We start from the raw sequence: 24,229 nt of genomic DNA, 5'->3' as shown, positions 1-24,229 counted from the left end.
CCGCCCGCCGGGAGGTCCTGCATCAGCCGGGCACGGGCCGCGACCAGCGTGCACGCGTCCTCCAGCGACAACACCCCCGCCACATGCGCGGCCGTGATCTCCCCCACCGAATGCCCGGCCACGAACTCCGGCCGCACACCCCACGACTCGACGAGCCGGTACAGGGCGACCTCGAGGGCGAACAACGCAGGCTGCGCGAACCCGGTCGTGTGCAGCAGATCCGCCTCCGGCGTGCCCTCCCGCGCGAACAACACCTCCCGCAACGGACGGTCCAACTCCACGTCCAGCCGCGCCAGCACAGCATCCAACGCCTCCGCGAACACCGGGAACCGGGCAGACAACCCACACCCCGCCCCGGCCCGCTGCGACCCCTGACCCGAGAACAACACCGCCAACGACCGCTCGACAGCACGACCACGCGCCACCTCGACCGACCGCTCACCCGCCACACCCGTGCCCGCGAGAAGCACCGCCCGGTGCTCGAACGCGGTGCGACCGACGGCCAGGGTGTAGGCGGTGTCGAGGGCCTGGACGTCCGGGTGGGCGGCGGTGAACGACACCAGCCGCTCGGTCTGGTCCGTGAGGGCCTCGGGGGTGCGGGCGGAGACGAGCCACGGCACCTCGGCGGGCACCACCGGTGCCGCGTCGCCGCGGGACTCGGCCTCCGCCGGGGCCTGTTCCAGCAGGACATGGGCGTTGGTGCCGCTGACGCCGAAGGCGGAGACTCCGGCGAGGCGGGGCCGGCCGGTCTCCGGCCAGGGGGTGCGCTCACGGAGCAGGGCGACCGTGCCGTCGGACCAGTCGACGTGGGTCGAGGGGGTGTCGGCGTGCAGTGTCCGGGGCAGTTCGCCGTGGCGCAGGGCGAGCACGGTCTTGATGACGCCCGCGACACCGGCGGCGGCCTGGGTGTGGCCCAGGTTCGACTTGACCGTGCCGAGCAGCAGCGGGTGCTCCGGGTCGCGTTCGGTGCCGTAGGCGGAGATGAGTGCGTGTGCCTCGATGGGGTCGCCGAGAGTGGTGCCGGTGCCGTGCGCCTCGACCATGTCGACGTCGGCCGGGGTGAGGCGGGCGTCGGCGAGGGCGGCGCGGATGACGCGCTGCTGGGCGCGGCCGTTGGGGGCGGTCAGGCCGTTGGAGGCGCCGTCCTGGTTGACGGCCGCGCCGCGGACCACGGCGAGCACGGGGTGGCCGTTGCGGCGGGCGTCGGAGAGCCGTTCCAGGACGAGGACGCCGGCGCCCTCGGACCAGGCGGTGCCGTCGGCGTCGTCGGAGAAGGCCTTGCAGCGGCCGTCGCCGGCGAGGCCGCCCTGGGCGGTGAACTCGACGAAGGCGTCGGGGCTGGACATCACCGAGACGCCGCCGGCCAGGACCAGGGAGCACTCGCCGGAGCGCAGTGCCGTGGCGGCCATGTGCAGGGCGACGAGCGCCGAGGAGCAGGCGGTGTCGACGGTGACGGCGGGGCCCTCCAGGCCGAGGGTGTAGGACAGCCGGCCGGACATGACGCTGGCGGTGGTGCCGGTGGCGGCGTGGCCCTGCACGTCGGTGGTGCCGCGGCGCAGCATGGTCGCGTAGTCCTGGCCGTTGGTGCCGACGAAGACGCCGGTGGCGCTGCCGCGCAGGCCCGCCGGGTCGATGCCGGCGCGCTCCAGGGCCTCCCAGGACGTCTCGAGCAGCAGGCGCTGCTGCGGGTCCATGGCGAGGGCCTCGCGCGGGGAGATCCCGAAGAAGGCGGCGTCGAAGAGGCCGGCGCCGTCGAGGAATCCGCCCTCCAGGGTGGCGGAGCCGCCGCGGGCGAGGGCGTCGAGGTCCCAGCCGCGGTCGGCGGGGAAGCCGGTGATGGCGTCACGGCCGTCGTACAGCAGGTCCCACAGGTCGTCGGGTGAGTCGACGCCGCCGGGGAAGCGGCAGCCCATGCCGACGATGACCACGGGGTCGTCGTCCGTCGCGCGTTCGGTGGTGTCCACGGCGACGCGGCCGTCGGCCGGCTCGGGCAGGGTGCCGAGCAGTTCGGTGAGGAGGTGGGCGGCCAGGTCGCGGGTGGTGGGGTGGTCGTAGACGAGGGTGGCGGGCAGCTTCAGGCCGGTGGTGGCGTTGAGGGTGTTGCGCAGTTCGACGGTGGTCAGCGAGTCGAAGCCGAGGTCGGTGAAGGCCTGGTCGGGTTCGACGGCGGCCGGGTCGGGGTGACCGAGGACGCCGGCGACCTGGGCACGCACGAGGTCCAGGACGTACCGCTGCCGGGCGGGGCCGGTGAGCGCGGCGAGTTCCCGGCCGAGCGCCGGGCCGGCGGTCGTGGCCGCGGTCGCGGAGCCGGCGGTGGTGGCGCGCAGCTCGGGCAGGTCGCGCACGAGCGGGCGGTTGGCGGCGAAGACCGTCGCGTACCGCTGCCAGTCGATGTCGGCGACGGTGAGCGCGGTGTCGCCGTACTCGACTGCGGTGTCGAGGGCGGCGAGCGCGTCCTCGGCGCTCATCGGGGTGAAGCCGCCGCGGCGGACCCGGTCCTCCACTCCGGTGCCGTGGCCGGCCATGCCGGTGCCGGCCCAGGGGCCCCAGGCGACGGAGGTGGCCGGCAGGCCGGCGGCGCGGCGGTGTTCGGCGAGGGCGTCCAGGTAGGCGTTGGCGGCCGCGTAGTTGCCCTGGCCGGCGGCGCCGAGGCTGCCGGCGGTGGAGGAGAACAGCACGAAGTCGGTGAGGCCGCTCTCGCGGGTCAGTTCGTGCAGGTGGGCGGCGGAGTGTGCCTTGGCCCGCAGGACGGTGTCGAACCGTTCGGGGGTGAGCGCGTCGAGGACGCCGTCGTCGAGGACGCCGGCGGTGTGGATCACCGCGGTGAGGGGGTGTTCGGCGGGCACGGCCGCGAGGAGGGTGGCGAGGGCGGCGCGGTCGGCGGTGTCGCAGGCGGCCACGGTCACCTCGGCACCCAGTTCCCGCAGCTCGGCCGCGAGGTCGTCGGCACCGGGCGCGTCGGTGCCGCGGCGGCTGACCAGCAGCAGGTGCGGGGTGCCGCGTTCGGCGAGGCGGCGGGCGACGTGGCTGCCGAGCGCGCCGGTGCCGCCGGTGATCAGGGCGGTGCCCTCGGGGGCGAACCGTCGGGGGGCCGTGCCGTCGGACGCAGGGTGGTGGGCCAGCCGGCGGGCGTAGGTGGCCGAGGTGCGGACGGCGAGGTCGGTCTCGTCGCCGGGTTCGGCCAGGAGGTGGGCCAGGCGGCGTACGGCCTGGGGGTCGAGGTGTTCGGGGAGGTCGACGACGCCGAAGCGTCGTTCGGGGTGTTCCAGGGCGGCGACCCGGACGAGGCCCCGTGCGGCGGCCTGCCCGGGGCGGGCGAGGCGGTCGGCTCGGCCGGTGGTGACGGCCCGGCGGGTGAGGAGCCACAGCGGGGCGTGGATCCCCGCGTCCCCGAGCGCCTGCACGGCGGTGGCCGTGGGCAGGACACCGCCGAGGCCGGCGGGGTCGCCCGCGCCGGAGTCGTCCGCGCCGAGGGCGAGCAGGGACAGGACGCCGGTGAATCCGCCGTCGGGCGCGGGGAGTTCCCGCAGCAGGCCGGCGAGGCCCGTGCGGTCCCGGCCGTCGGTGGTCACGCGTAGGGCGTGCAGGCCGAGGGCGTCCGGCAGTTCGGTCACGTCGGTGTCGGTGTCGGTGGCCGGGAGCAGGACGAGCCAGGTACCACCCGGCCGCGTGGTGGGGGCGCCGTCCAGCGGTTTCCACACGGCGCGGTGGCGGCGGGCGTCGGCGGCGACCCGTTCGGTGCGACGGCGCCGCCACGCGGACAGGGCGGGCACGAGGGCGGCGAGGGTGTCGTCGTCGAGGCCGAGGTCGGCGCCGAGGGCGGGCAGGTCGGCTCGCTCGACGGCGTACCAGAACGCGGCGTCCGCGCCGTCGGCCGGGCCGGTCGCGGTCGCCGGGGCCGGCCCGTGGGTGGTGTCGGGCCAGTAGCGGCTGTGCTGGAAGGCGTAGGTGGGCAGGTCGACGCGGCGGGCGCCGGTGCCGTGCAGGACGCCGGACCAGTCCACACGGGTGCCGTGGACGTGGACGCGGGCCAGGGCGGTGGTGAGGGCGGTGACCTCGTCGCGGTCGCGGCGCAGCGCGGGCACCGTGGTCACGTCGGCGTGCGCCGGCGTGTCGGTGTCTTCGGCGGCGTCGAGGGTGTCGCGTGCGGCGGCGGACAGGATGCCGTCGGGGCCGAGTTCCAGGAAGGAGGTGTGGCCCTGCCGGGCGAGGGCGCGCACGGCGTCGGCGAAGCGGACGGTGGCGCGGACCTGCTGGACCCAGTAGTCGGGGCTGCGCAGCGCGTCGGTGGCAGCGGGCTCGCCGGTGACGGTGGACACCAGCGGGACGGACGGCAGGTGGTAGGTGAGGCCGCGGGCGACCCGGGCGAAGTCGTCGAGCATGGCGTCCATGCGCGGCGAGTGGAAGGCGTGGCTGACGCGCAGGGCGCGGGTCCTGCGGCCGTCCCGGGCGATCCGGGCGGCGATCCGGGTGACGGCGTCCTCCTCGCCGGACAGGACGACGGCGCGCGGGCCGTTGACGGCGGCCAGACAGACCTGGTCCTCCAGGCCCTCCAGCAGCGGCAGCACCTCGTCCTCGGCGGCCTGCACGGCGACCATGGCTCCGCCGGCCGGCAGGGCGGCCATGAGGCGGCCCCGGGCGGCGACGAGGGTGCAGGCGTCGTCCAGGGAGAGGACGCCCGCGACGTGGGCGGCGGCGAGTTCACCGATGGAGTGGCCGGCGACGCTGTCGGGCACGGTGCCCCAGGACTCGACGAGCCGGTAGAGGGCCACTTCGAGGGCGAACAGGGCGGGCTGGGTGTAGGCGGTGTCGTGCAGGAGGGCCGCGTTCCGGGTGCCCTCCTCGGCGAACAGCACGTCCCGCAGGGGGTGTTCGAGTTCCTGGTCGAAGCGGGTGAGGACGTCGTCCAGGGCGTCCGCGAAGGCCGGGTGGCGGCCGTACAGTTCGCGGCCCATGGCGGCGCGCTGGCTGCCCTGTCCGGTGAACAGGAAGGCGAGGCGGCCCCGGGAGGGGGCGCCGGTGACGAGGGCGCCGTCGGGTGTGCCGTCGCGCAGGGCGGTCAGGGCGCGCAGGACCCCGTCGCGGTCGCCGGCGAGGACGGTGGCGCGGTGTTCCAGGGTGCCGCGGGTGGTGGCCAGGGAGTGGGCCACGTCGAGCAGCGGAAGCTCCGGGTGGGCCTCGGTGTACTCGAGGAGGCGGGCGGCCTGGGCGCGCAGGGCGGGGGCGGTGCGGGCGGACAGGACCAGCGGCACGCCGGCCGGCAGGGTGCCGGGGTCCGCGGCGGGCGCGGACTGCGGCTCCTCCACGTCCGGGGTGTCGGGGGCCTGTTCGACGACGGTGTGGACGTTGGTGCCGCTGAGGCCGAAGGAGGAGACGGCGGCGCGGCGGGGCCGGCCGGTCTCGGGCCACGGCACGGTGCCGGTGGCCAGGTCGATGGCACCGGAGTTCCAGTCGACGTGGCTGGAGGGGGTGTCCACGTGCAGGGTGGGCGGGACGGTGCCGTGGCGCATCGCCATGACCATCTTCATGACGCCGGCGATGCCGGACGCCATCTGGGTGTGGCCGATGTTGGACTTCACCGAGCCGAGCAGCAGTGGCCGGCCGGCGGGCCTGTCCTGGCCGTAGGTGGCGAGGAGGGCCTGCGCCTCGATGGGGTCGCCGAGCGCGGTGCCGGTGCCGTGCCCCTCGACCACGTCGACGTCGGCCGGGGTGAGGTGCGCGTTGGTGAGGGCCTGGCGGATCACCCGGGCCTGGGAGGGGCCGTTGGGGGCGGTGAGGCCGTTGGAGGCGCCGTCCTGGTTGACGGCGGAGCCGCGGATCACGGCGAGCACGGGGTGGCCGTTGCGGCGGGCGTCGGAGAGCCGTTCGACCAGGACGAGGCCGACGCCCTCGGCGAGGCTCATGCCGTCGGCGCCCTCGGCGTACGCCTTGCAGCGGCCGTCGGGGGCCATGGCGCGCTGGCGGCTGAAGCCGGTGAAGGCGCTGGGGGTGGCCATGACGCTGACGCCGCCGGCGAGGGCGAGGGTGCTCTCGCCGTTGCGCAGCGACTGGCAGGCCAGGTGCAGTGCGACGAGCGAGGAGGAGCAGGCGGTGTCCAGGGTGACGGCCGGGCCCTCCAGGCCGAAGGTGTAGGCGAGGCGGCCGGACATCACGCTGGAGATGGTGCCGGTGATGAGGTGGCCCTCGGCGCCCTCGGAGGAGGCGCCGCCCGCCGTGTAGTCCTGGTAGCTGGCGCCGATGAAGGTGCCGGTGAGGCTGGAGCGGAGGGTGGCGGGGTCGATGCCGGCGCGTTCCAGGACCTCCCAGCCGGTCTCCAGCAGGAGCCGCTGCTGCGGGTCCATGGCGAGGGCCTCGCGCGGCGAGATCCCGAAGAAGGCGGCGTCGAAGTCGGCGACGTCGTGGAGGAAGCCGCCCTGGGTGGAGTAGGTGGTGCCGGGCTTGGCGGGGTCGGGGTCGTAGAGGGCGTCGGCGTCCCAGCCGCGGTCGGCGGGGAAACCGGTGATGGCGTCGCCGCCGGCCGCGACGAGGTCCCACAGGGCCTCGGGGGAGGTGACGCCGCCGGGGTAGCGGCAGCTCATGCCGATGATGGCGATGGGCTCGTCGACGGCGGCGGTGGTGCGCACCGGTCCGTCGTCCTCGGTGCCGGGGCCGCCGATGAGGCCGCGCAGGTGCGCGACGAGGGTGAGCGGGTCCGGGTAGTCGAAGACCAGGGTGCTCGGGAGGGTGAGGCCGGTGACGGCGGCGAGCCGGTTGCGCAGGTCGACGGCGGTGAGGGAGTCGAAGCCGACGTCGCGGAAGGCACGGCGCTCGGACAGTACGTCCGGGGAGGCGTGGCCGAGGACGGTGGCGGCCTCGGAGCGGACCAGGTCCAGCAGGAGGCGGTCCTGTTCGCCGGCGGGCAGCGCGCGCAGCCGGCCGGCGAACTCACCGCCGTCGGCGGCGCGGGCTTGCGACTCCTCGGTCAGGCGCCGTACGTCGGGGACGTCCTCGAACAGGTCGGTGGGCCGCGAGGAGGTGAACACCGGGTGGTAGCGGTCCCAGTCGACGTCGGCGACGGCGAGGACGCCCTCGTCGGCGTCGAGGGCCCCCCGGAGTCCGGCGAGGGCCAGCTCGGGGTTCATGAAGACCAGTCCGCTGCGGCGGATCTGGCTGGGGTCGACGCGGCCGAGCTTCATGTCGTCGGCCCAGATGCCCCACGAGATCGCGGTGGCGCGGGCGCCACGGGCGCGGCGGTGCTCGGCGAGCGCGTTGAGGTGGGCGTTGGCGGCGACGTAGGCGGCGTGCCGGCCGCTGCCCCACAGGCCGGCGGTGGAGGAGTAGAGGACGAAGGCGTCGAGCTGGTCGTCGTCGAGGAGGTCGTCGAGGTGGGTGGCGCCGGCGGTCTTGGCGTGCACGACCCCGGCGAAGGCGTCGAGGCTGGTCTCGTCGATCGACTGGAGTTCGATGACGGCGGCGGTGTGGAAGACGCTGCGGACGGTGCGGCCCTCGGCGGCGAGCCGGTCCAGGAGCGCGGCGACGGCGTCCCGGTCGGTGACGTCGCAGGCGGCGACGGTGGCGGTGCAGCCGCGGTCGGCGAGCTCGGCGACGAGTTCGGCCGCTCCGGGCGCGCTGTCGCCGCGGCGGCTGGTGAGCACCAGGTCGCGGGCGCCCTGGTCGGCGAGCCAGCGGGCCAGGTGGGGGCCGAGGGTGCCGGTGCCGCCGGTGACCAGGACGGTGCCGCGCGGGCTCCAGCCGGGGCCGCCGGCCGGGGCGGGCGCGGGGGCGACGCGGCGGGCGAGGACGCCGGAGGCGCGGACGGCGAGCTGGTCCTCGCCGGTGCTGCCGGTGAGGACGGCGGCGAGCCTTTGCGCCGCGCGGTGGTCGAGGGTCTCGGGCAGGTCGACGGTGCCGCCCCAGCGCTGCGGGTGTTCCAGCGCGGCGGTCCAGCCGAGGCCGTGCACCATGGCCTGCGCGGGGTGGGTGAGCCGGTCGGCGCGGCCGGTGGAGACGGCCCCGCGGGTCAGCGCCCACAGGGGCGCGTCGATTCCGGCGTCGCCGAGGGCCTGCACCAGGGTGACGGAGAGCGCGAGCCCGGCGGGCAGCACGGGGTGGAGGGTGCCGGTGTCCTCGGCGGCGGCCAGCAGCGACACCACGCCGGTGGGTTCGGGCAGGTCGCGCAGGCGGGCGGCGAGGTGGCCGCGGTCGGTGTCGGCGGCACCGAGGTGCAGCGGCACCGCGTCGGCGCCGTGCGCGGTGAGCGCCTCCCGCACGGCGGTGGTGTGGGCGGGGTCGGTGCCGTCGGCGGTGACCAGCAGCCAGGTGCCGGTGAGGGCGGCGTCGGGCAGGGCGCCGAGCGGCTTCCAGGTGGCGCGGTAGCGCCAGGAGCCGACGGTGGAGCGGTCGCGGCGCCGGCGGCGCCAGGTGGACAGGGCGGGCAGGACGGGGGCGAGGGTGTCGCGGTCCAGGTGCAGGCGGGTGGCGAGGGAGTCGACGTCCTCCTGCTCGACCTCGGTCCAGAACTCGGCGTCCGCGGGGTCGCCTCCGTCCGTGGTGCGCGGCGGCGCCGCCTCGGTCCACAGGTGCTCGCGCTGGAAGGCGTAGGTGGGCAGGGGTGTCCTGCGGGTGCCGCATCCGGCGTAGACGGCGGTCCAGTCGGCGCGGCCGCCGCGGACCCACTGCTCGGCGAGGGAGGACAGGAAGCGGCCGGTGCCGCCCTGTTCGCGGCGCAGGGTGCCGGTGACGGCGACGTGGTCGCCGGTCTCCTCGGCGGTGGCCTGCACCGCCATGGTGAGCACGGGGTGCGGGCTGATCTCGACGAACACGGTGTGCCCGGCGCCGAGGAGGGCGCGTACGGCGTCCTCGAAGCGGACGGTCCGGCGCAGGTTGCGGTACCAGTAGGCGGCGTCCGTGGCGGCGGTGCCGAGGATCTCGCCGGTGACCGTGGAGTGGAACGGCACCCGTGACTGGCGGGGCGTCACGGGTGCCAGCAGGTCGAGGAGTTCGTCGTGGATGCGCTCGACCTGCGGGGAGTGGGAGGCGTAGTCCACGGCGACGCGGCGGGCGCGTACGTCCCGGGCGGTGAACTCGGCGTGCAGGGCGTCGAGCGCGTCGGGGGTGCCGGCGAGGACCACGGAGCGGGGCCCGTTGACCGCGGCGACGGAGACGGCGCCGCCGTGGCCGGCCAGGTACTCCTCGGCCTCGGCGGCGGGCAGCTGGACGGACATCATGCCGCCGGCGCCGGCCAGGACGCGGCCGATGGCCTGGCTGCGCAGGGCGACGACACGGGCACCGTCCTCCAGGGACAGGGCGCCGGAGACGACGGCGGCGGCGATCTCGCCCTGGGAGTGGCCGACGACGGCGTCCGGGGTGACGCCGTGGGCACGCCACAGCTCGGCCAGGGACACCATCACCGCCCAGGTGGCGGGCTGGACGACGTCGACGCGGTCGAAGTCGGGCGTGCCGTCGGCGCCGCGGATGACGTCGACGAGGGACCAGTCGGTGAACGGGGCGAGCGCGGCGGCGCACTCGTGCAGCCGCTCGGCGAACACGGGTGAGGCCTCGAGGAGTTCGGCGCCCATGCCGGCCCACTGGGAGCCCTGGCCCGGGAAGACGAACACGGTGCGGCCGTCGGTGTCGGCGGTGCCGCTCACGACCTGGGCGGTGGACTCGCCGTCGGCGAACGCGGTGAGCGCGTCGGTGAGTTCGCCGGTGGTGGTACCGAGGGCGACGGCGCGGTGCTCCAGCACGGAGCGGGCGGTGATCAGGGTGTGGCCGACGTCGGCGGGGTGCGGCTCGGCGGTGGTGACGTGGTCGGCGAGGTTGCGGGCCTGGCCGCGCAGCGCCGCGGGGGCGGCGGCGGACAGGATCCAGGGCAGGGTGCCACCGGCCGGGAGGGCGGGCTCGGGGGCCCCGGCGGGTTCCGGGCCGGCGGGCGCCTGTTCCAGGACGGCGTGCGCGTTGGTGCCGCTGATGCCGAAGGAGGAGACGGCACAGCGCAGCGGGGCGTCGTCCTTGTGCCAGTCGGTGGTCCCGGTGACGAGGCGGACGGCGCCGCCGGCCCAGTCGACGTGGCGGGAGGGGCGGTCGGCGTGCAGGGTGCGCGGCAGGGTGCCGTGGCGCATCGCCATGACCATCTTGATGACGCCGGCGACACCGGCGGCCGACTGGGTGTGGCCCAGGTTGGACTTCACCGAGCCGAGCAGCAGGGGGCGGTCGGGGTCGCGGTCCCGGCCGTAGGTGGCGAGCAGGGCCTGCGCCTCGATGGGGTCGCCGAGGCTGGTACCGGTGCCGTGCGCCTCGACGGCGTCCACGTCGGCGGGGGTCAGTCCGGCGGCGCCCAGGGCCTGGCGGATGACGCGGACCTGGGAGGGGCCGTTGGGGGCGGTGAGGCCGTTGGAGGCGCCGTCCTGGTTGATGGCCGAGCCGCGGACCACGGCGAGGATCTCGTGGCCGTTGCGGCGGGCGTCGGAGAGGCGTTCCAGGACGAGGACGCCGACGCCCTCGGCGAGGGTCATGCCGTCGGCGTCGTCGGAGAACGCCTTGCAGCGTCCGTCGCGGGCCAGGGCCCGCTGCCGGCTGAACGCGATGAACGACATCGGGTTGGTCATGACGGTGGCGCCGCCCGCGAGGGCGAGGCTGCTCTCGCCGTTGCGCAGCGACTGGCAGGCCAGGTGCAGCGCGACCAGGGAGGAGGAGCAGGCGGTGTCGACGGTGACCGCCGGGCCCTCCAGGCCGAAGGTGTAGGCGAGGCGGCCGGACAGGACGCTGGGGCTGGAGCCGGTGACGGCGTGCCCGGCGGAGCCGTCGTCCATGGCGACGCCGTAGTCCTGGTAGGTGGAGCCGATGAAGGTGCCGGTGGGCGTGGAGTGCACCGAAGCGGGGTCGATCCCGGCGTGCTCGAACGCCTCCCAGGTGGTCTCGAGCAGCAGCCGCTGCTGCGGGTCCATGGTGACGGCCTCACGGGGCGAGATGCCGAAGAAGCCGGGGTCGAACTCGCCCGCGTCGTGCAGGAAGCCGCCGAGGGTGGAGTAGGTGGTGCCGGGGTTGTCGGGGTCGGGGTCGTAGAGGGCGTCGGCGTCCCAGCCCCGGTTGACGGGGAACTCGGAGATGGTGTCGGTGCCGTCGGCGACGAGCCGCCAGAACGCGTCGGCGGAGCGGGCGCCGCCGGGGAAGCGGCAGCTCATGCCGATGATGGCGATGGGCTCGTCGGTGGCGCCCGGGCCGGCGGTGGCGACGGACGCGCTGTCGCCGGTACCGAGGAGCTCGTTCCGCAGGTGGCGGGCGAGGGCGGCCGGGTTGGGGTGGTCGAAGACCAGGGTGGTGGGCAGGGCGAGGCCGGTGAGCGCGGCGAGGCGCTTGCGCAGTTCCACGGCGGTCAGCGAGTCGAAGCCCGCGTCACGGAAGGCGCGCTTGGCGGGGACGCCGTCGGCGGAGGTGTGGCCGAGGACGACGGCGGCCTCGGAGCGCACCAGGTCCAAAAGCAGCCGCTCCTGCTCGTCGCCGGTCAGTCCGCGCAGCCGTCCGGCCAGTTCGGAGACGGTCGCGGTGGTGTCCGCCGGGGCGGCCAGGGCGCGTACGGTGTCGATCTCGTCGAACAGGCGGCTGGCGCGTACGGCGGTGAAGACCGGGTGGTACTGGTCCCAGTCGACGTCGGCGACGGTGACCGCGGTGTCCTTCTGGACGAGGACACGGCGCAGTTCCGTGACGGCGGTGGCGGGGGCCAGCAGGCGCAGTCCGCTGCGTTCGAGGGTGTCGGAGACCGAGTGGTGCGCGTGGGCCATGCCGATCTCGGCCCACGGGCCCCAGGCGACGGCGGTGGCGGCCAGGCCGCGGGCGCGCCGGTGCTCGGCGAGGGCGTCGAGGTAGGCGTTGGCGGCGGCGTAGGCGCTCTGTCCGGCGCTGCCCCACACTCCGGCGACGGACGAGTACAGCAGGAAGAAGTCCAGGTCGTGACCGTCGAGCAGGGCGTCGAGGTGGGCGGCGCCGAGGGTCTTGGCGGCCATCGCGGCGGCGGTGTCGGCCAGCGGGGTGGCGGACAGGGGCGCGGCCTGGCCGACGCCGGCTGCGTGCACCACACCGGTGAGCGGGGTGTCCTCGGGGACGGCGGCGAGGACGGCCGCGAGGGCGTCGCGATCGGCGCTGTCGCAGGCGGCGAGGGTGACGCGGGTGCCCGACTCCTCGAGTTCGGCGGCGAGTTCGGCGGCGCCCGGCGCGTCGGGGCCGCGTCGGCTGGTGAGGACCAGGTGGGCGGCGCCGGCGCGGGCCAGCAGGCGGGCGGTCTCGGCGCCGAGTCCGCCGGTGCCGCCGGTGATGAGGACGGTGCCGGAGGCGGTGAGGACGTCCTCGCGCGGCAGGTCGGCGCCGGGGTGGCGGGCGACGCGGCGGGCGAGCACGCCGGAGCCGCGGACGGCGACCTGGTCGTCGCCGTCGCGGGCGGAGAGCACGCCGGCCAGGCGCTGCGCGGCGGGCGCGTCGAGGACGGCCGGCAGGTCGACGAGGCCGCCGGGCTGCTCGGGGCGTTCCAGGGCGGTGACCCGGCCCAGGCCCCAGTGGGCGGCGCGGGCGGGGTGGGTCAGCGGGTCGTCGGTGCCGGTGGAGACCGCGCCGCGGGTGACGGTCCACAGCGGGGCGGTGGCGCCGGTGTCGCCGCAGGCCTGGGCGAGGACGACGCCGAGGGCGAAACCGGGCGGGAGGCCGCCGGCCGCGGTGTCCCCGGATGTCCCGTCGGTCGGCTGGGGGCCGTCGGCGAGCGGCAGCAGGTTCAGGATGCCGGTGGCGTCGGGGGCCCCGGCGGCGCGCAGGGCGTCGGCGAGCCGGTCGCGGTCGAGGTGGGAGGCGTCCAGTTCGAGGCGCTGGAGCAGGGCGCCGTGGCCGCGCAGCGCGTCGAGGACCTCGCCGGCCCCGTCGCCGGCGGTGGTGACGGCCAGCCAGGTGCCGTCCAGGACGGGGGCGCCGGTGGTGGCGGCGGGCCGCCAGGCGACCTGGTAGCGGGCGGCGTCCAGGACGGCCTTCTCCTGCCGGGCGCGCCGCCAGGAGGACAGCGAGGGCAGCAGCGCGTACAGGGAGGCGTGCTCCTCGTCGCGCAGGCCGAGCAGTCCGGCGAGTCCGTCGGCGTCGCCGCGTTCGACGGCGGTCCACAGGGCGGCGTCGGCGGGGTCGGAGACGGCGCGGCGGGCGCCGGGGGCGGTGGTGTCGGGCCAGTACGTCTCGTGCTGGAAGGCGTAGGTGGGCAGTTCGACGGTGGCGGCGCCGGTGTGCAGGGCGGACCAGTCCAGGCGGACCCCGCGCACGTGCAGGCGGGCGAGGGCGGCGAGGGCGCTGACGTCCTCCGGGCGGTCGGTGCGCAGCAGCGGGACGGCGTCGGTGCCGGCCTCGTCGCCGAGGGTCTCCTCGGCGAGCGCGGCGAGGGAGCCGCCGGGGCCGAGTTCGAGGTAGGTGGCGGCGCCCGCCTCGTGGGCGGCGCGCACCGCGTCGGCGAAGCGGACGGTGCCGCGGGCGTGGCGCACCCAGTAGTCGGCGGTGCGCAGGTCGTCGCCGGTGGCGGGGCGGCCGGTGAGGTCGGAGACGACCGGGACGGCCGGCTCGTGGTAGGTCAGGCCCTCGGCGACCCGGCGGTAGGCGTCGAGCATGGCGTCCATGCGCGGCGAGTGGAAGGCGTGGCTGACCCGCAGCCGGCGGGTGGTGCGGCCCTGGCCGGCGAAGTGGGCGGCGACGCGCTCGGCGGCGTCCTCGTCCCCGGCGACCACGACGGAGCCGGGGCTGTTGACGGCGGCCAGACAGACCTGGTCCTCCCGTCCGGCCAGCAGCGGCAGCACCTCGTCCTCGGTGGCCTGCACGGAGTACATGGCGCCGCCCTCGGGCAGCGCCTGCATGAGCCGGGCGCGCGCGGCGACCAGGGTGCAGGCGTCGTCCAGGGACAGGACGCCGGCGGCGTGTGCGGCGGTGATCCCTCCGATGGAGTGTCCGAGGAGCACGCCGGGGCGCACGCCCCAGGAGCGGACCAGGTGGTACAGGGCGGTTTCGAGGGCGAACAGGGCGGGCTGGGTCCAGCCGGTCTCGTAGAGCGCGGCGGCCTCGGGGGTGCCGTCCCCGGCGAACAGGACCTCCTTGAGGGAGCGCGGCGCACAGTCCGCCTCCGGACCGGCGAGCAGCGGGTCGAGCTTCGCCACGACCTCGTCGAGGGCCTCGGCGAACCTCGGGTACCGGGCGTACAGTTCGCGGCCGGTGCCGGGGCGCTGACTGCCCTGCCCGGTGAAGAGCAGGGCGGTGCGGCCGGCTCCGCCGCTCTCGCCGAGGACCAGCGCCGGGTCGGGCCGGTCGGCGGCGAGCGCGGCCAGGGCGCGCCGTACGTCGCCGGGGGTGCCGACGGCGACGGCGCGCTGCTCGAGCGCGGGCCGGGTGGTGGCCAGGGAGAGGGTGACATCGGCGGGGGCGAGGGCCGGACGCTCGTCCAGGTACGCGAGCAGGCGGGCGGCCTGGGCGCGCAGCGCGGGCCGGGTACGGCCGGACAGGACCCACGGCAGGACGACAGGGGCGTCGGCGTCGGTGCCCGCGGGGCGGGGCGCGGGCTGCGGCGCGGGCTGTTCCAGGACGACGTGCGCGTTGGTGCCGCTGATGCCGAAGGAGGAGACGGCGGCGCGTCGGGGGCGGCCCGTCTCGGGCCAGGCGGTGTGCTCCTGGAGCAGGGCGACCGCGCCGGACTCCCAGTCGACGTGGCGGGAGGGGCGGTCGGCGTGCAGGGTGCGCGGCAGGGTGCCGTGGCGCATCGCCATGACCATCTTGATGACGCCGGCGACACCGGCGGCGGCCTGGGTGTGGCCCAGGTTGGACTTCACCGAGCCGAGCAGCAGGGGGCGGTCGGGGTCGCGGTCCCGGCCGTAGGTGGCGAGCAGGGCCTGCGCCTCGATGGGGTCGCCGAGGCTGGTACCGGTGCCGTGCGCCTCGACGGCGTCCACGTCGGCGGGGGTCAGTCCGGCGGCGCCCAGGGCCTGGCGGATGACCCGCTGCTGGGAGGGGCCGTTGGGGGCGGTGAGACCGTTGGAGGCGCCGTCCTGGTTGACCGCGGAGCCGCGGACCACGGCCAGGACGCGGTGGCCGTTGCGGCGGGCGTCGGAGAGGCGTTCCAGGACGAGGACGCCGACGCCCTCGGACCAGCCGACACCGTCGGCGTCCTCGGAGAAGGCCTTGCAGCGGCCGTCGGGCGACAGGCCGCGCTGGCGGGAGAACTCGATCAGGGAGGTCGGCGTGGACATCACGGTGACGCCGCCGGCCAGGGCGAGGGAGCACTCTCCGGAGCGCAGGGCCTGCATCGCCCAGTGCAGGGCGACCAGGGAGGAGGAGCAGGCGGTGTCGACGGTGACCGCCGGGCCCTCCAGACCGAGGGTGTAGGAGACCCGGCCGGAGGCGATGCTGGGCGCGGTGCCGCTGCCCTGGTGGCCCTCGAAGCGCTCGTCGGCGAGGGTGGCGGAGTAGTCGCTGTACATGACGCCGGCGAACACGCCGGTGCGGCTGCCGCGCAGGGAGACCGGGTCGATGCCGGCGTGTTCCACGGCGGTCCAGGACGCCTCCAGGAGCAGCCGCTGCTGGGAGTCGGTGGCCAGCGCCTCGCGGGGGCTCATGCCGAAGAAGCCGGGGTCGAAGTCGCCCGCGTCGTGCAGGAAGCCGCCGTAGCGGGTGTACGAGGTGCCGGGGTGGTCGGGGTCCGGGTGGTACAGCGAGTCCAGGTCCCAGCCGCGGTTGGCGGGCAGGCCGCCGACCGCGTCGGTGCCCTCGGTGACCAGGCGCCACAGGTCGTCGGGGGAGCTGACGCCGCCGGGGTAGCGGCAGCTCATGCCGACGATGACGATCGGGTCGTCGGCGGTGGCGGTGGCCGCCGGGGTGGCGGCGGGGGCGTCCGGCTCGGCGTCGCCGGTCAGCTCCTCGAGCAGGTGCGCGGCGAGCGCGGTGACCGTGGGGTAGTCGAAGACGACGGTGGCGGAGGTGCGCAGGCCGGTGACGGAGGCGAGCCGGTTGCGCAGTTCGACGGCGGTCAGGGAGTCGAAGCCGAGGTCCTGGAAGGCGCGTTCGGGGTCGACGTCGGTGGCGGAGGCGTGGCCGAGGACGGCGGCCACCTGGGCGCGCACCAGGTCGGTGACGGTCTCGGTGCGGGCCTGCGCGTCGAGCCGGGACAGCCGCTGGGTGAGGCCGAGGGCGGCCCCGGAGCCGGTGCGCACGGTGCGGCGGCGGGCCCGGATCAGGCCGCGCAGCAGCGGCGGCACCTCTCCCCCGCCGCGCAGCGCGGTCAGGTCGAGCCGGACGGGCAGGACGGCGGCGCGGGGCAGGGTGAGGGCGGTGTCGAAGAGGGCGAGGCCGTCCTCGGGGGCGAGCGGGGGCGTGCCGGAGCGGGACAGGCGGCGCAGGTCGTGCTCGGTGAGTTCGCCGGTCATGCCGGTGCCGGGCGCCCAGGGGCCCCAGCCGAGGGAGAGGCCGGGCAGTCCGGCGGCGCGCCGGGTCGCGGCGAGGGCGTCGAGGAAGGCGTTGGCGGCGGCGTAGCCGGCCTGGCCGGGGGCGCCGGCGGTGCCGGCGAAGGAGGAGAAGACGACGAACGCGGCGAGGTCGAGGTCGCGCGTGGCCCGGTGCAGGTGCCAGACGGCGTCGGCCTTGGGCCGCAGGACGGCGGTGAGGCGGTCGCCGGTGAAGGATTCCACCAGCCCGTCGTCGAGGACGCCCGCGGTGTGCACCACGGCGGTGACGGGGTGGTCCTCGGGTATCGCGGCGAAGAGCGCGGCGACGGCGTCGGGGTCGGCGGCGTCGCACGCCCGGAGCGTGACCTCGGCGCCGGACTCGCGCAGGGTGTCGGCCAGTTCGGTGGCGCCGGGCGCGTCGGGGCCGCGCCGGCCGGCCAGCAGCAGGTGCCGTACGCCGTGTTCGGCGACGAGGTGGCGGGCGAGGACGGCGCCCAGGCCGCCGGTGCCGCCGGTGATCACGACGGTGCCGTCGGGGTTCCAGGCAGGGGTGTCCCGCTCGGCGGGCGGGCGGACCCGGGCGAGGCGGGCGCCGAGGACCGCGCCGTCGCGGACCGCGGTCTGCGGCTCGTCGGCGGTGAGGGCGGCCGGGAGGGCGGAGGCGGGGTCGGCCGTGGGCGCGGGGTCGAGGTCCAGCAGGCCGAAGCGGCCGGGGTGTTCGGTCTGCGCGGAGCGGACCAGGCCCCAGACGGCCGCCGCGGCGGGGTCGGTGGCACCGCCGCCGTCGGTGGCGACGGCGCCCCGGGTGACGAACACCAGCCGGGAGCCGGAACGGGCCGGGCCGTCGAGCCAGTCCTTCAGGTGTCCGAGCGCGCGGGAGGTGACCTCGTGCACCGAGGTGAGCAGGTGGTCGTCGCCCGCGCCGGCGACGGGGGCGAGCACCAGGTCCGGCGTCTCGTGGCCGCCGTCGGTGACGGTCGCGCCGACGGCGGACAGGGCGGCGGACAGGCCGAAGGGGTCGGTGCCGAGCAGGCCTACGGTGGTGGGCAGGGCGGTGCCGTCGGACGAGGCGGTGAGCCGGGTCCAGTCCAGGGCGAACAGCGCGTCCCGCTCCAGGGCGGAGGCCGCGGTGGCGCGTGCGTCCGGGGCGGTGCGCAGCACCAGGGAGGCCACGGAGGCGACGGGCGTCCCGGTGGCGTCGGTGACGGCGATCGACACGGCGTCGTCGGCGGCCGGGACGAGCCGGACCCGGACCTCGGCGGCGCCGCCGGCGTGCAGGGTGACGTCCTGCCAGGAGAAGGGCAGGCCGCCGCGCGCGTCCTCGCCGAGCGGGGCGAAGGCGGTGGCGTGCAGGGCCGCGTCGAGGAGCGCGGGGTGGAGGCCGAAGGAGGGCGCGTCACCGGCTGCTCCGGAGTCGAGGGCGACCTCGGCGAAGGTCTCCTCGCCGCGCCGCCACACCGCCCGCAGGCCGCGGAAGGCCGGTCCGTAGCCGAATCCGGCGTCGGCGAGTGAGTCGTGGAAGCCGTCCAGGTCGACCGGTTCGGCGCCGGCCGGGGGCCACACGGCCGCGTCGAAGCCGTCCTCGTGGCGGGCGCCGGGGGCGAGGGTGCCGGTGGCGTGCCGGGTCCACGGCTGGTCGTCGTCGCCGTCGGGGCGGGCGTAGAGGCTGAGGGTGCGGCGGCCGGTGCCGTCGGGGCTGCCGATCCACACCTGCACCTGGACGCCGCCGTCCTCGGGCAGGGCGAGCGGGGCGGCGAGGGTGAGGTCCTCGACGCGGTCGCAGCCGACCTCGTCGCCGGCCCGTACGGCCAGTTCCAGGAAGGCGGTGCCGGGCAGCAGGACGGCGCCGCGCACCGCGTGGTCGGCGAGCCAGGGGTGGGTGCGCACCGAGAGGCGGCCGGTGAGCAGCAGTCCGTCGGAGTTGGCGAGGGTGACGGCGGCGGCCAGCAGCGGGTGGTGGGCGGCGCCCAGGCCGGCGGCCCGTACGTCGCCGGTGAGGCCGGTGACGCCCTTCGGCCAGTACGGGCGGTGCTGGAAGGCGTACGTCGGCAGGTCGGCGCGGCGGGCGCCGGTGCCCTCGAACCAGCGCTCCCAGCGCAGCGGCACACCGTGCAGGTACAGGCCGGCGGCGGTCTCGGTGAGCGCGGTGGACTCGGTACGGTCCTTGCGCAGGGCGGGCAGGACGGCGGCGTCCTCGTGTCCGGCGGCGTCCAGGCAGGCGCGGCTGAGCGCGGACAGGGTGCTGTCGGGGCCGAGTTCGAGGAAGACGCCGGTGCCGTGTCCGGCCAGCCAGCCGACGCCGTCGGCGAAGCGGACGGTGCCGCGGACGTGGTCGGCCCAGTAGTCGGCGGAGGTCAGCTGCTCGACCGTGGCGGGCCGGCCGGTCAGGTTGGAGACCACGGGCAGCGCGGGGGCCTGCGGGGCCAGCCCGGCGACGACGTCCCGGAACTCCGCGAGCATCGGCTCCATCAGCGGCGAGTGGAAGGCGTGCGAGACGCGCAGCCGCCGGGTGCGGCGGCCGAGAGCGGTGAAGTGGGCGGCGACGGCGTCGACGGCGTCGACGGCGCCCGCGACGACCACGGCCGAGGGGCCGTTGAGGGCGGCGATCGACACCCGGTCGGCGTGCTCGGCGACGAGCGGGGCCACCTCGTCCTCGGTGGCTTCGACGGAGACCATGGCGCCGCCCTCGGGCAGCGCCTCCATCAGCCGTCCGCGGGCGAGGACCAGGGTGCAGGCGTCCTCCAGGGAGAAGACGCCCGCGACGTGCGCGGCGGCGATCTCGCCGACCGAGTGGCCGGTGACGTGGTCGGGGGTGAGGCCCCAGGACTCGACCAGCCGGTACAGGGCGACTTCGAGGGCGAAGAGGGCGGGCTGCGCGTATCCGGTGCGGTCCAGGAGAGCCGCCTCGGTGGTGCCCTCCTCGGCCAGCAGGAGGGGACGCAGCGGGCGGTCGAGTCCGGCGTCGAGGTGGCCGAGGATCCCGTCGAGGGCGCGTGCGAAGACGGGGAAGCGGACGTACAGGTCGCGGCCCATGCCGGGGCGCTGGGAGCCCTGGCCGGAGAAGAGCACGGCGAGCTTGGGGCGTTCGCGCGTCCGGTGGACGGTGAGGCCCGGCGCGTCCTCGCCGGCGGTGAGGGCGGCGAGGGCGGCGAGGGCGGTGTCCCGGTCTGCGGTGGTGAACGCGGCGCGGTGCTCGAAGGCGGACCGGGTGGTGGCCAGCGCGTGGGCGGTGTCGAGGGCGGTGAGCGCGGGCCGGTCGCGCAGGTGGGCCAGCAGCCGGCCGGCCTGCTCGCGCAGGGCGTCGGCGGTGCGGCCGGACAGCAGCCACGGCAGGACGCCGGGCTCGACGGCGGGGGCCGTGGGGGTCTCCTCGGCTCCGTCGGCGGCGGGCTCCTCGGCGGGAGCCTCCTCGATGATGGTGTGCGCGTTGGTGCCGGACAGGCCGAACGAGGAGACGCCGGCCCGGCGCGGGGCGTTCTCCCGGCGCGGCCACGCGACGGGCTCGGTGAGGAGGCGGACGGCTCCCTCGGTCCAGTCGACGTGGGTGGACGGCCGGTCCACGTGCAGGGTGCGCGGGAGCAGGTCGTGGCGCATCGCCATGACCATCTTGATGATGCCGGCGACGCCGGCGGCGGCCTGGGTGTGGCTGATGTTGGACTTCACCGAGCCGAGCAGCAGCGGCTGTTCGGGGGCACGGCCCTGGCCGTAGGTGGCGAGCAGCGCCTGCGCCTCGACGGGGTCGCCGAGGACGGTGCCGGTGCCGTGCGCCTCCACGGCGTCGACCTCCGCGGCGGAGAGCCGGGCGTTGACCAGTGCGGCCTCGATGACCCGCTGCTGGGAGGGGCCGTTGGGAGCAGTCAGGCCGTTGGAGGCGCCGTCCTGGTTGACGGCCGAGCCGCGCACCACGGCGAGCACCTGGTGGCCGTTGCGGCGGGCCTCGGAGAGCCGCTCCAGGACGAGGACGCCGACACCCTCGGACCAGCCGGTGCCGTCGGCGGCGTCGGCGAAGGACTTGCAGTGGCCGTCGCCCGCGAGGCCGCCCTGGCGGGCGAACTCGACGAAGGTGGTGGGGCTCGCCATCACGGTGACGCCGGCCGCCAGTGCCAGCGAGCACTCCCCGGCGCGCAGTGCCTGGGCGGCCATGTGCAGGGCGACCAGTGAGGAGGAGCAGGCCGTGTCGACGGTGACGGCGGGGCCCACGGCTCCGTAGAAGTAGGACAGCCGGCCGGACAGGATGCTGGTGGCGTTGCCGGTCAGCTGGAAGCCCTGGACGTCGTCGTCGGGGCCGACGCGGTAGTCCTGCGGCATGGCCCCGACGAACATGCCGGTACGGCTGCCGCGGACGCCGGACGGGTCGATCCCGGCGCGCTCGAAGGCCTCCCAGGACGTTTCCAGGAGCAGGCGTTGCTGCGGGTCCATGGAAAGGGCCTCGCGGGGCGAGATACCGAAGAAGTCCGCGTCGAAGGCGGGGGCGTCGTGCAGGAAACCGCCGGCGAAGTCGGCGGGCCCGTCGCCGATGGCGGCCTCCCAGCCCCGGTCGCCGGGCATCGGGGTGATGCCGTCCTCACCGGCGACCAGCATCCGCCACAGGTCCTCCGGACTGTTCGCACCGCCCGGGTACCGGCAGCCCATGCCGACGATCGCGATGGGTTCGGTGGCCGCCGCCTCCAGCTCGCTCACCCGCTGCCGCGAACGCTTCAGATCGGCGCTCGCTCGCTTGAGGTAGTCCCGGAGCTTCTGTTCCTTGTCCATTTCAACGCAACCCATCTGGAGGAAGACCGGCGGACGGCTGGCGGTCCGGTGGGGACACCGGGTGTTCGGGGCGGCCGTTCGGCGCCGGGACGACCGGGGTGTCCGAAGGAGTGGGGACGACTGGGGCGGGGGCCGGGAAGGCGTGCCCGGCACGGGACCTCAGCCGTCGGGCGGACCGGGCCGTGCGGAGTGCCGGGGCCCGCCCGTCCGGGGCGGACCCCCGGCACGACGCCGGGCGGGTACCGCTGCGGCAGCTCCTTCGGAGCACGCGCGCAGCGCGCGTGCCGTGCACACGATTCCGCAGACCATGAGCCCAGTCTCGGGCGGTACGTCTGCGGAAATCCCTAGTATGTGGGCGGTCGGAAGGCGGGTCTGCCGGAGCGTGTCACCGCCGGTGGGCCGGGCGGGGCCTACCAGCCGCCGCCGGCGGCCACCAGCCGGCTGTAGTCACGCTCGCGCGAGGCCTGGCGCAGGTCGGACTCGACCATCATGCGCATCAGCTGCTCGAAATCGACTTCGGGCTCCCAGCCCAGTTCCTTGCGGGCGTCGGTCACGTCGGCGCACAGCGTCTCGACCTCGGCGGGCCGCACCAGGCCGGGGTCGACCACGACGTGATCACGCCAGTCCAGGCCCACATGCTCGAAGGCGATGCGTGCCGCGTCCCGTACGGTGTGCATCCTCCCCGTGCCCACGACGTAGTCGCCGGGCTCCTCCTGCTGGAGCATCAGGTGCATGGCCCGCACGTAGTCACCGGCGTAGCCCCAGTCGCGCTCGGCGTCCAGATTGCCGAGGCTGACCTTGTCCGTCATGCCCAGCTTGATCTGGGCGACGGCCAGGGTGATCTTCCGGGTCACGAACTCGGCTCCACGGCGCGGGGACTCGTGGTTGAAGAGGATTCCGGAGACGCCGTACATCCCGAACGACTCACGGTAGTTGCGGGTGATGTAGTGACCGAAGGTCTTGGCCACACCGTACGGGCTGCGCGGGTGGAACCGGGTCGTCTCGCTCTGCGGGCTCTCGGCGACCTGACCGAACATCTCCGAGGAGGACGCCTGGTAGAAGCGGATCTGGCCCCGCGCGCCGCCACCGGAGGACCTGCTGAGTCCGCTGACCATACGGATGGCTTCGAGCATGCGCAGGACACCGGTGCCGTTGACCTCGGTGACCAGTTCCGGCTGCTGCCAGGACATGGGGACGAAGGAGATCGCTCCCAGGTTGTAGACCTCGTCGGGCTGGACCAGGTCGACCGCGGAGACCAGGCTCCCCTGGTCCATCAGGTCACCGTCCACGAAGGACAGACCGGGGATCAGCTCGGCGATCCGGTCCCTTCGCGGATTGGCCTGGCCACGGCAGAGCCCCCACACCCGGTACCCCTGGCTCAGCAGGTGCTCCGCCAGGTACGAGCCGTCCTGTCCGGTGATTCCGGTGATCAGTGCGCGCTTGGACATCTTCTCTCTTTCCACCGCCACGGGGAGGACCGGTCGGCGGGAGTCCGCACCGCGCCCGCGGACCGGAAGCGGCGGCATTCGATGCGAGGCGCGCACTCTCCGGTGCACCGACCGGAAGGTCGGTTCTGCCGGATCCCGAGACGCGCAGCCTGCGTTGACTCACGAGCCGTCCTCGTGACGGCCATGCAAGCACCGAAACGGCTAAGGAATTTCCGAGTCTTCCGGCGACGGGCCGGCCCGGGGACGGCCCTGTCGGGGCAGGCGGCCCGGAACGGCACGTACGACCAGCAGACTCGGTCCAGCCGCTCGCGTGCCTGGTGTGCGGCCGGCCGCCCCGGGCCTCCTGGTTCCGGGGGATTCGGATCGTTCGGCGGCCGCGCCGGTGGACCCCGAGGTCCGTGACGACGGGGCGGTGGTCCGATGCCCTCGTCGGCACCGCTTCGGTGCCGGTCACGGTGATGTCGCGGGAGACGGCCACCAGGTCGATGCGCCTGACCGGGGCGGCCGCCGGGTGCGTCCCGCCGCCGGCCGGACCGGCGTCCCGCGGCTTCCGCCACAGCGGCGCCGGTTCCGGAGCCGCCACCTCCGCGTTGAAGTCTCCGACCAGGATCCCCGGGCGGCGGCCGACGGCCGGCACCTCCGGCATGTCCGCCACCTGGGCCTCGCGGACCGACGGGTCGGCCCGCGAGGCCCGGGTACGTGCGTCACCCCGTCCGTGCCGCGGTCCCGCCCGGCACGCCGAGCGCCCGGCAGAAGCCGGAAAAACCGGGCGCTGTCCTCACCCCTCGTCATGGGGAAACCGCGCGGTACCCATGGGTACGGATACTCATGTGCCGGAAGGGGTCGGCACGTGAAGCTGGGGAGCAGGGATTCCCGTGTCGAAAGGCCGTCCATGCTCAGCCGTGCCGCCGCTGTCCTGCTGCCCCTCCTCGGGCACCTCACCGTCACCCGCGAGGCGGACGGACCGTACCCCGGGGGCAGTGTCTTCGTCGCCAACCACGACTCGCCGGCCGACCCGGCGGTCGTACTGGCCGCCCTGCGCTCCGTGGGCGTGAGGCCGGCGGTCCTGGCGACGGCGGGCCTCTGGCGCGTGCCGGTGCTGGGCCGGGCGTTGTCCAAGGAGGGGCACATTCCCGTCCACCGGGGGTCGGCGCGGGCGGCGGAGGCCCTCGCGGCAGCGGCCGAGGTGCTCGGGACGGGGCGTCATGTACTCATCTACGCCGAAGGGGGTCTCCCCCGGCGCAAGGACGCGGGGGGTACCGCGCCCCTGCCCTTCCGCACCGGTCTCGCACGGCTCGTGGCCGCGACCGGTGCGCCGGTGGTTCCGGTCGGTCAGGTGGGGGCCCGGCGTCTCTGTTCGGGAACGGTCGCGAAGCAACTGTCCGGTGTGCTCACCGCCCCGGTGCGCCGCCCCCGGTTCCACGTGCACATCGGCAGTCCGGTGCATCTGCCGGCGGGGACGGCGCGAGGTACGGCGATCGCGCACGGTGCGGTCGGTGCCGCCTGGCGGCGAGCGGCACACGCCGTCGGTGAACCGGCCCTCGAGCCCGGAACCCGTTGAGAGGGGCGGAATCCCTCCGCCCGGAGCCCCGGTCGCGAAGTCCTCAC

At 75.8% G+C, this 24,229-nt stretch carries 3 protein-coding genes and 1 pseudogene; 1 reads left to right on the top strand and 3 read right to left on the bottom strand.

The annotated features are described in order from the left end of the window. The 3 genes and pseudogenes from TU30_RS28020 to TU30_RS38440 all read right to left on the bottom strand — a co-directional run. Positions 1–21,173 (bottom strand): type I polyketide synthase (locus tag TU30_RS28020; protein ID WP_042175154.1); only part of this gene is annotated, 21,173 nt, incomplete at its 3' end. Positions 21,174–21,583: 410 nt separating this feature from the next. Continuing rightward, positions 21,584–22,621 (bottom strand): GDP-mannose 4,6-dehydratase, encoded by a 1,038-nt coding sequence (locus TU30_RS28015; RefSeq protein ID WP_042175175.1) that lies wholly within the window; start codon positions 22,619–22,621, stop codon positions 21,584–21,586. Between the two features lie 424 nt (positions 22,622–23,045). Beyond that, positions 23,046–23,267 (bottom strand): annotated as a pseudogene (locus TU30_RS38440) (endonuclease/exonuclease/phosphatase family protein); the annotation flags it as partial. A gap of 246 nt (positions 23,268–23,513) precedes the next feature. On the opposite strand from TU30_RS38440, the gene TU30_RS28010 reads away from it, so the two are divergent. Beyond that, positions 23,514–24,182 (top strand): lysophospholipid acyltransferase family protein, encoded by a 669-nt coding sequence (locus TU30_RS28010; protein ID WP_042175150.1) that lies wholly within the window; start codon positions 23,514–23,516, stop codon positions 24,180–24,182. Positions 24,183–24,229: the final 47 nt, after the last annotated feature.

Source organism: Streptomyces sp. NBRC 110035, from assembly GCF_000829695.1.
Lineage (GTDB): Bacteria > Actinomycetota > Actinomycetes > Streptomycetales > Streptomycetaceae > Streptomyces.
This window is presented reverse-complemented; position numbering and strand designations above follow the sequence as displayed.

Bases quoted from the DNA above. Each gene is read 5' to 3' on its own strand.
- TU30_RS28015 (WP_042175175.1), bottom strand. From the start codon at position 22,621: ATGTCCAAGCGCGCACTGATCACCGGAATCACCGGACAGGACGGCTCG.
- TU30_RS28010 (WP_042175150.1), top strand. From the start codon at position 23,514: ATGCTCAGCCGTGCCGCCGCTGTCCTGCTGCCCCTCCTCGGGCACCTC.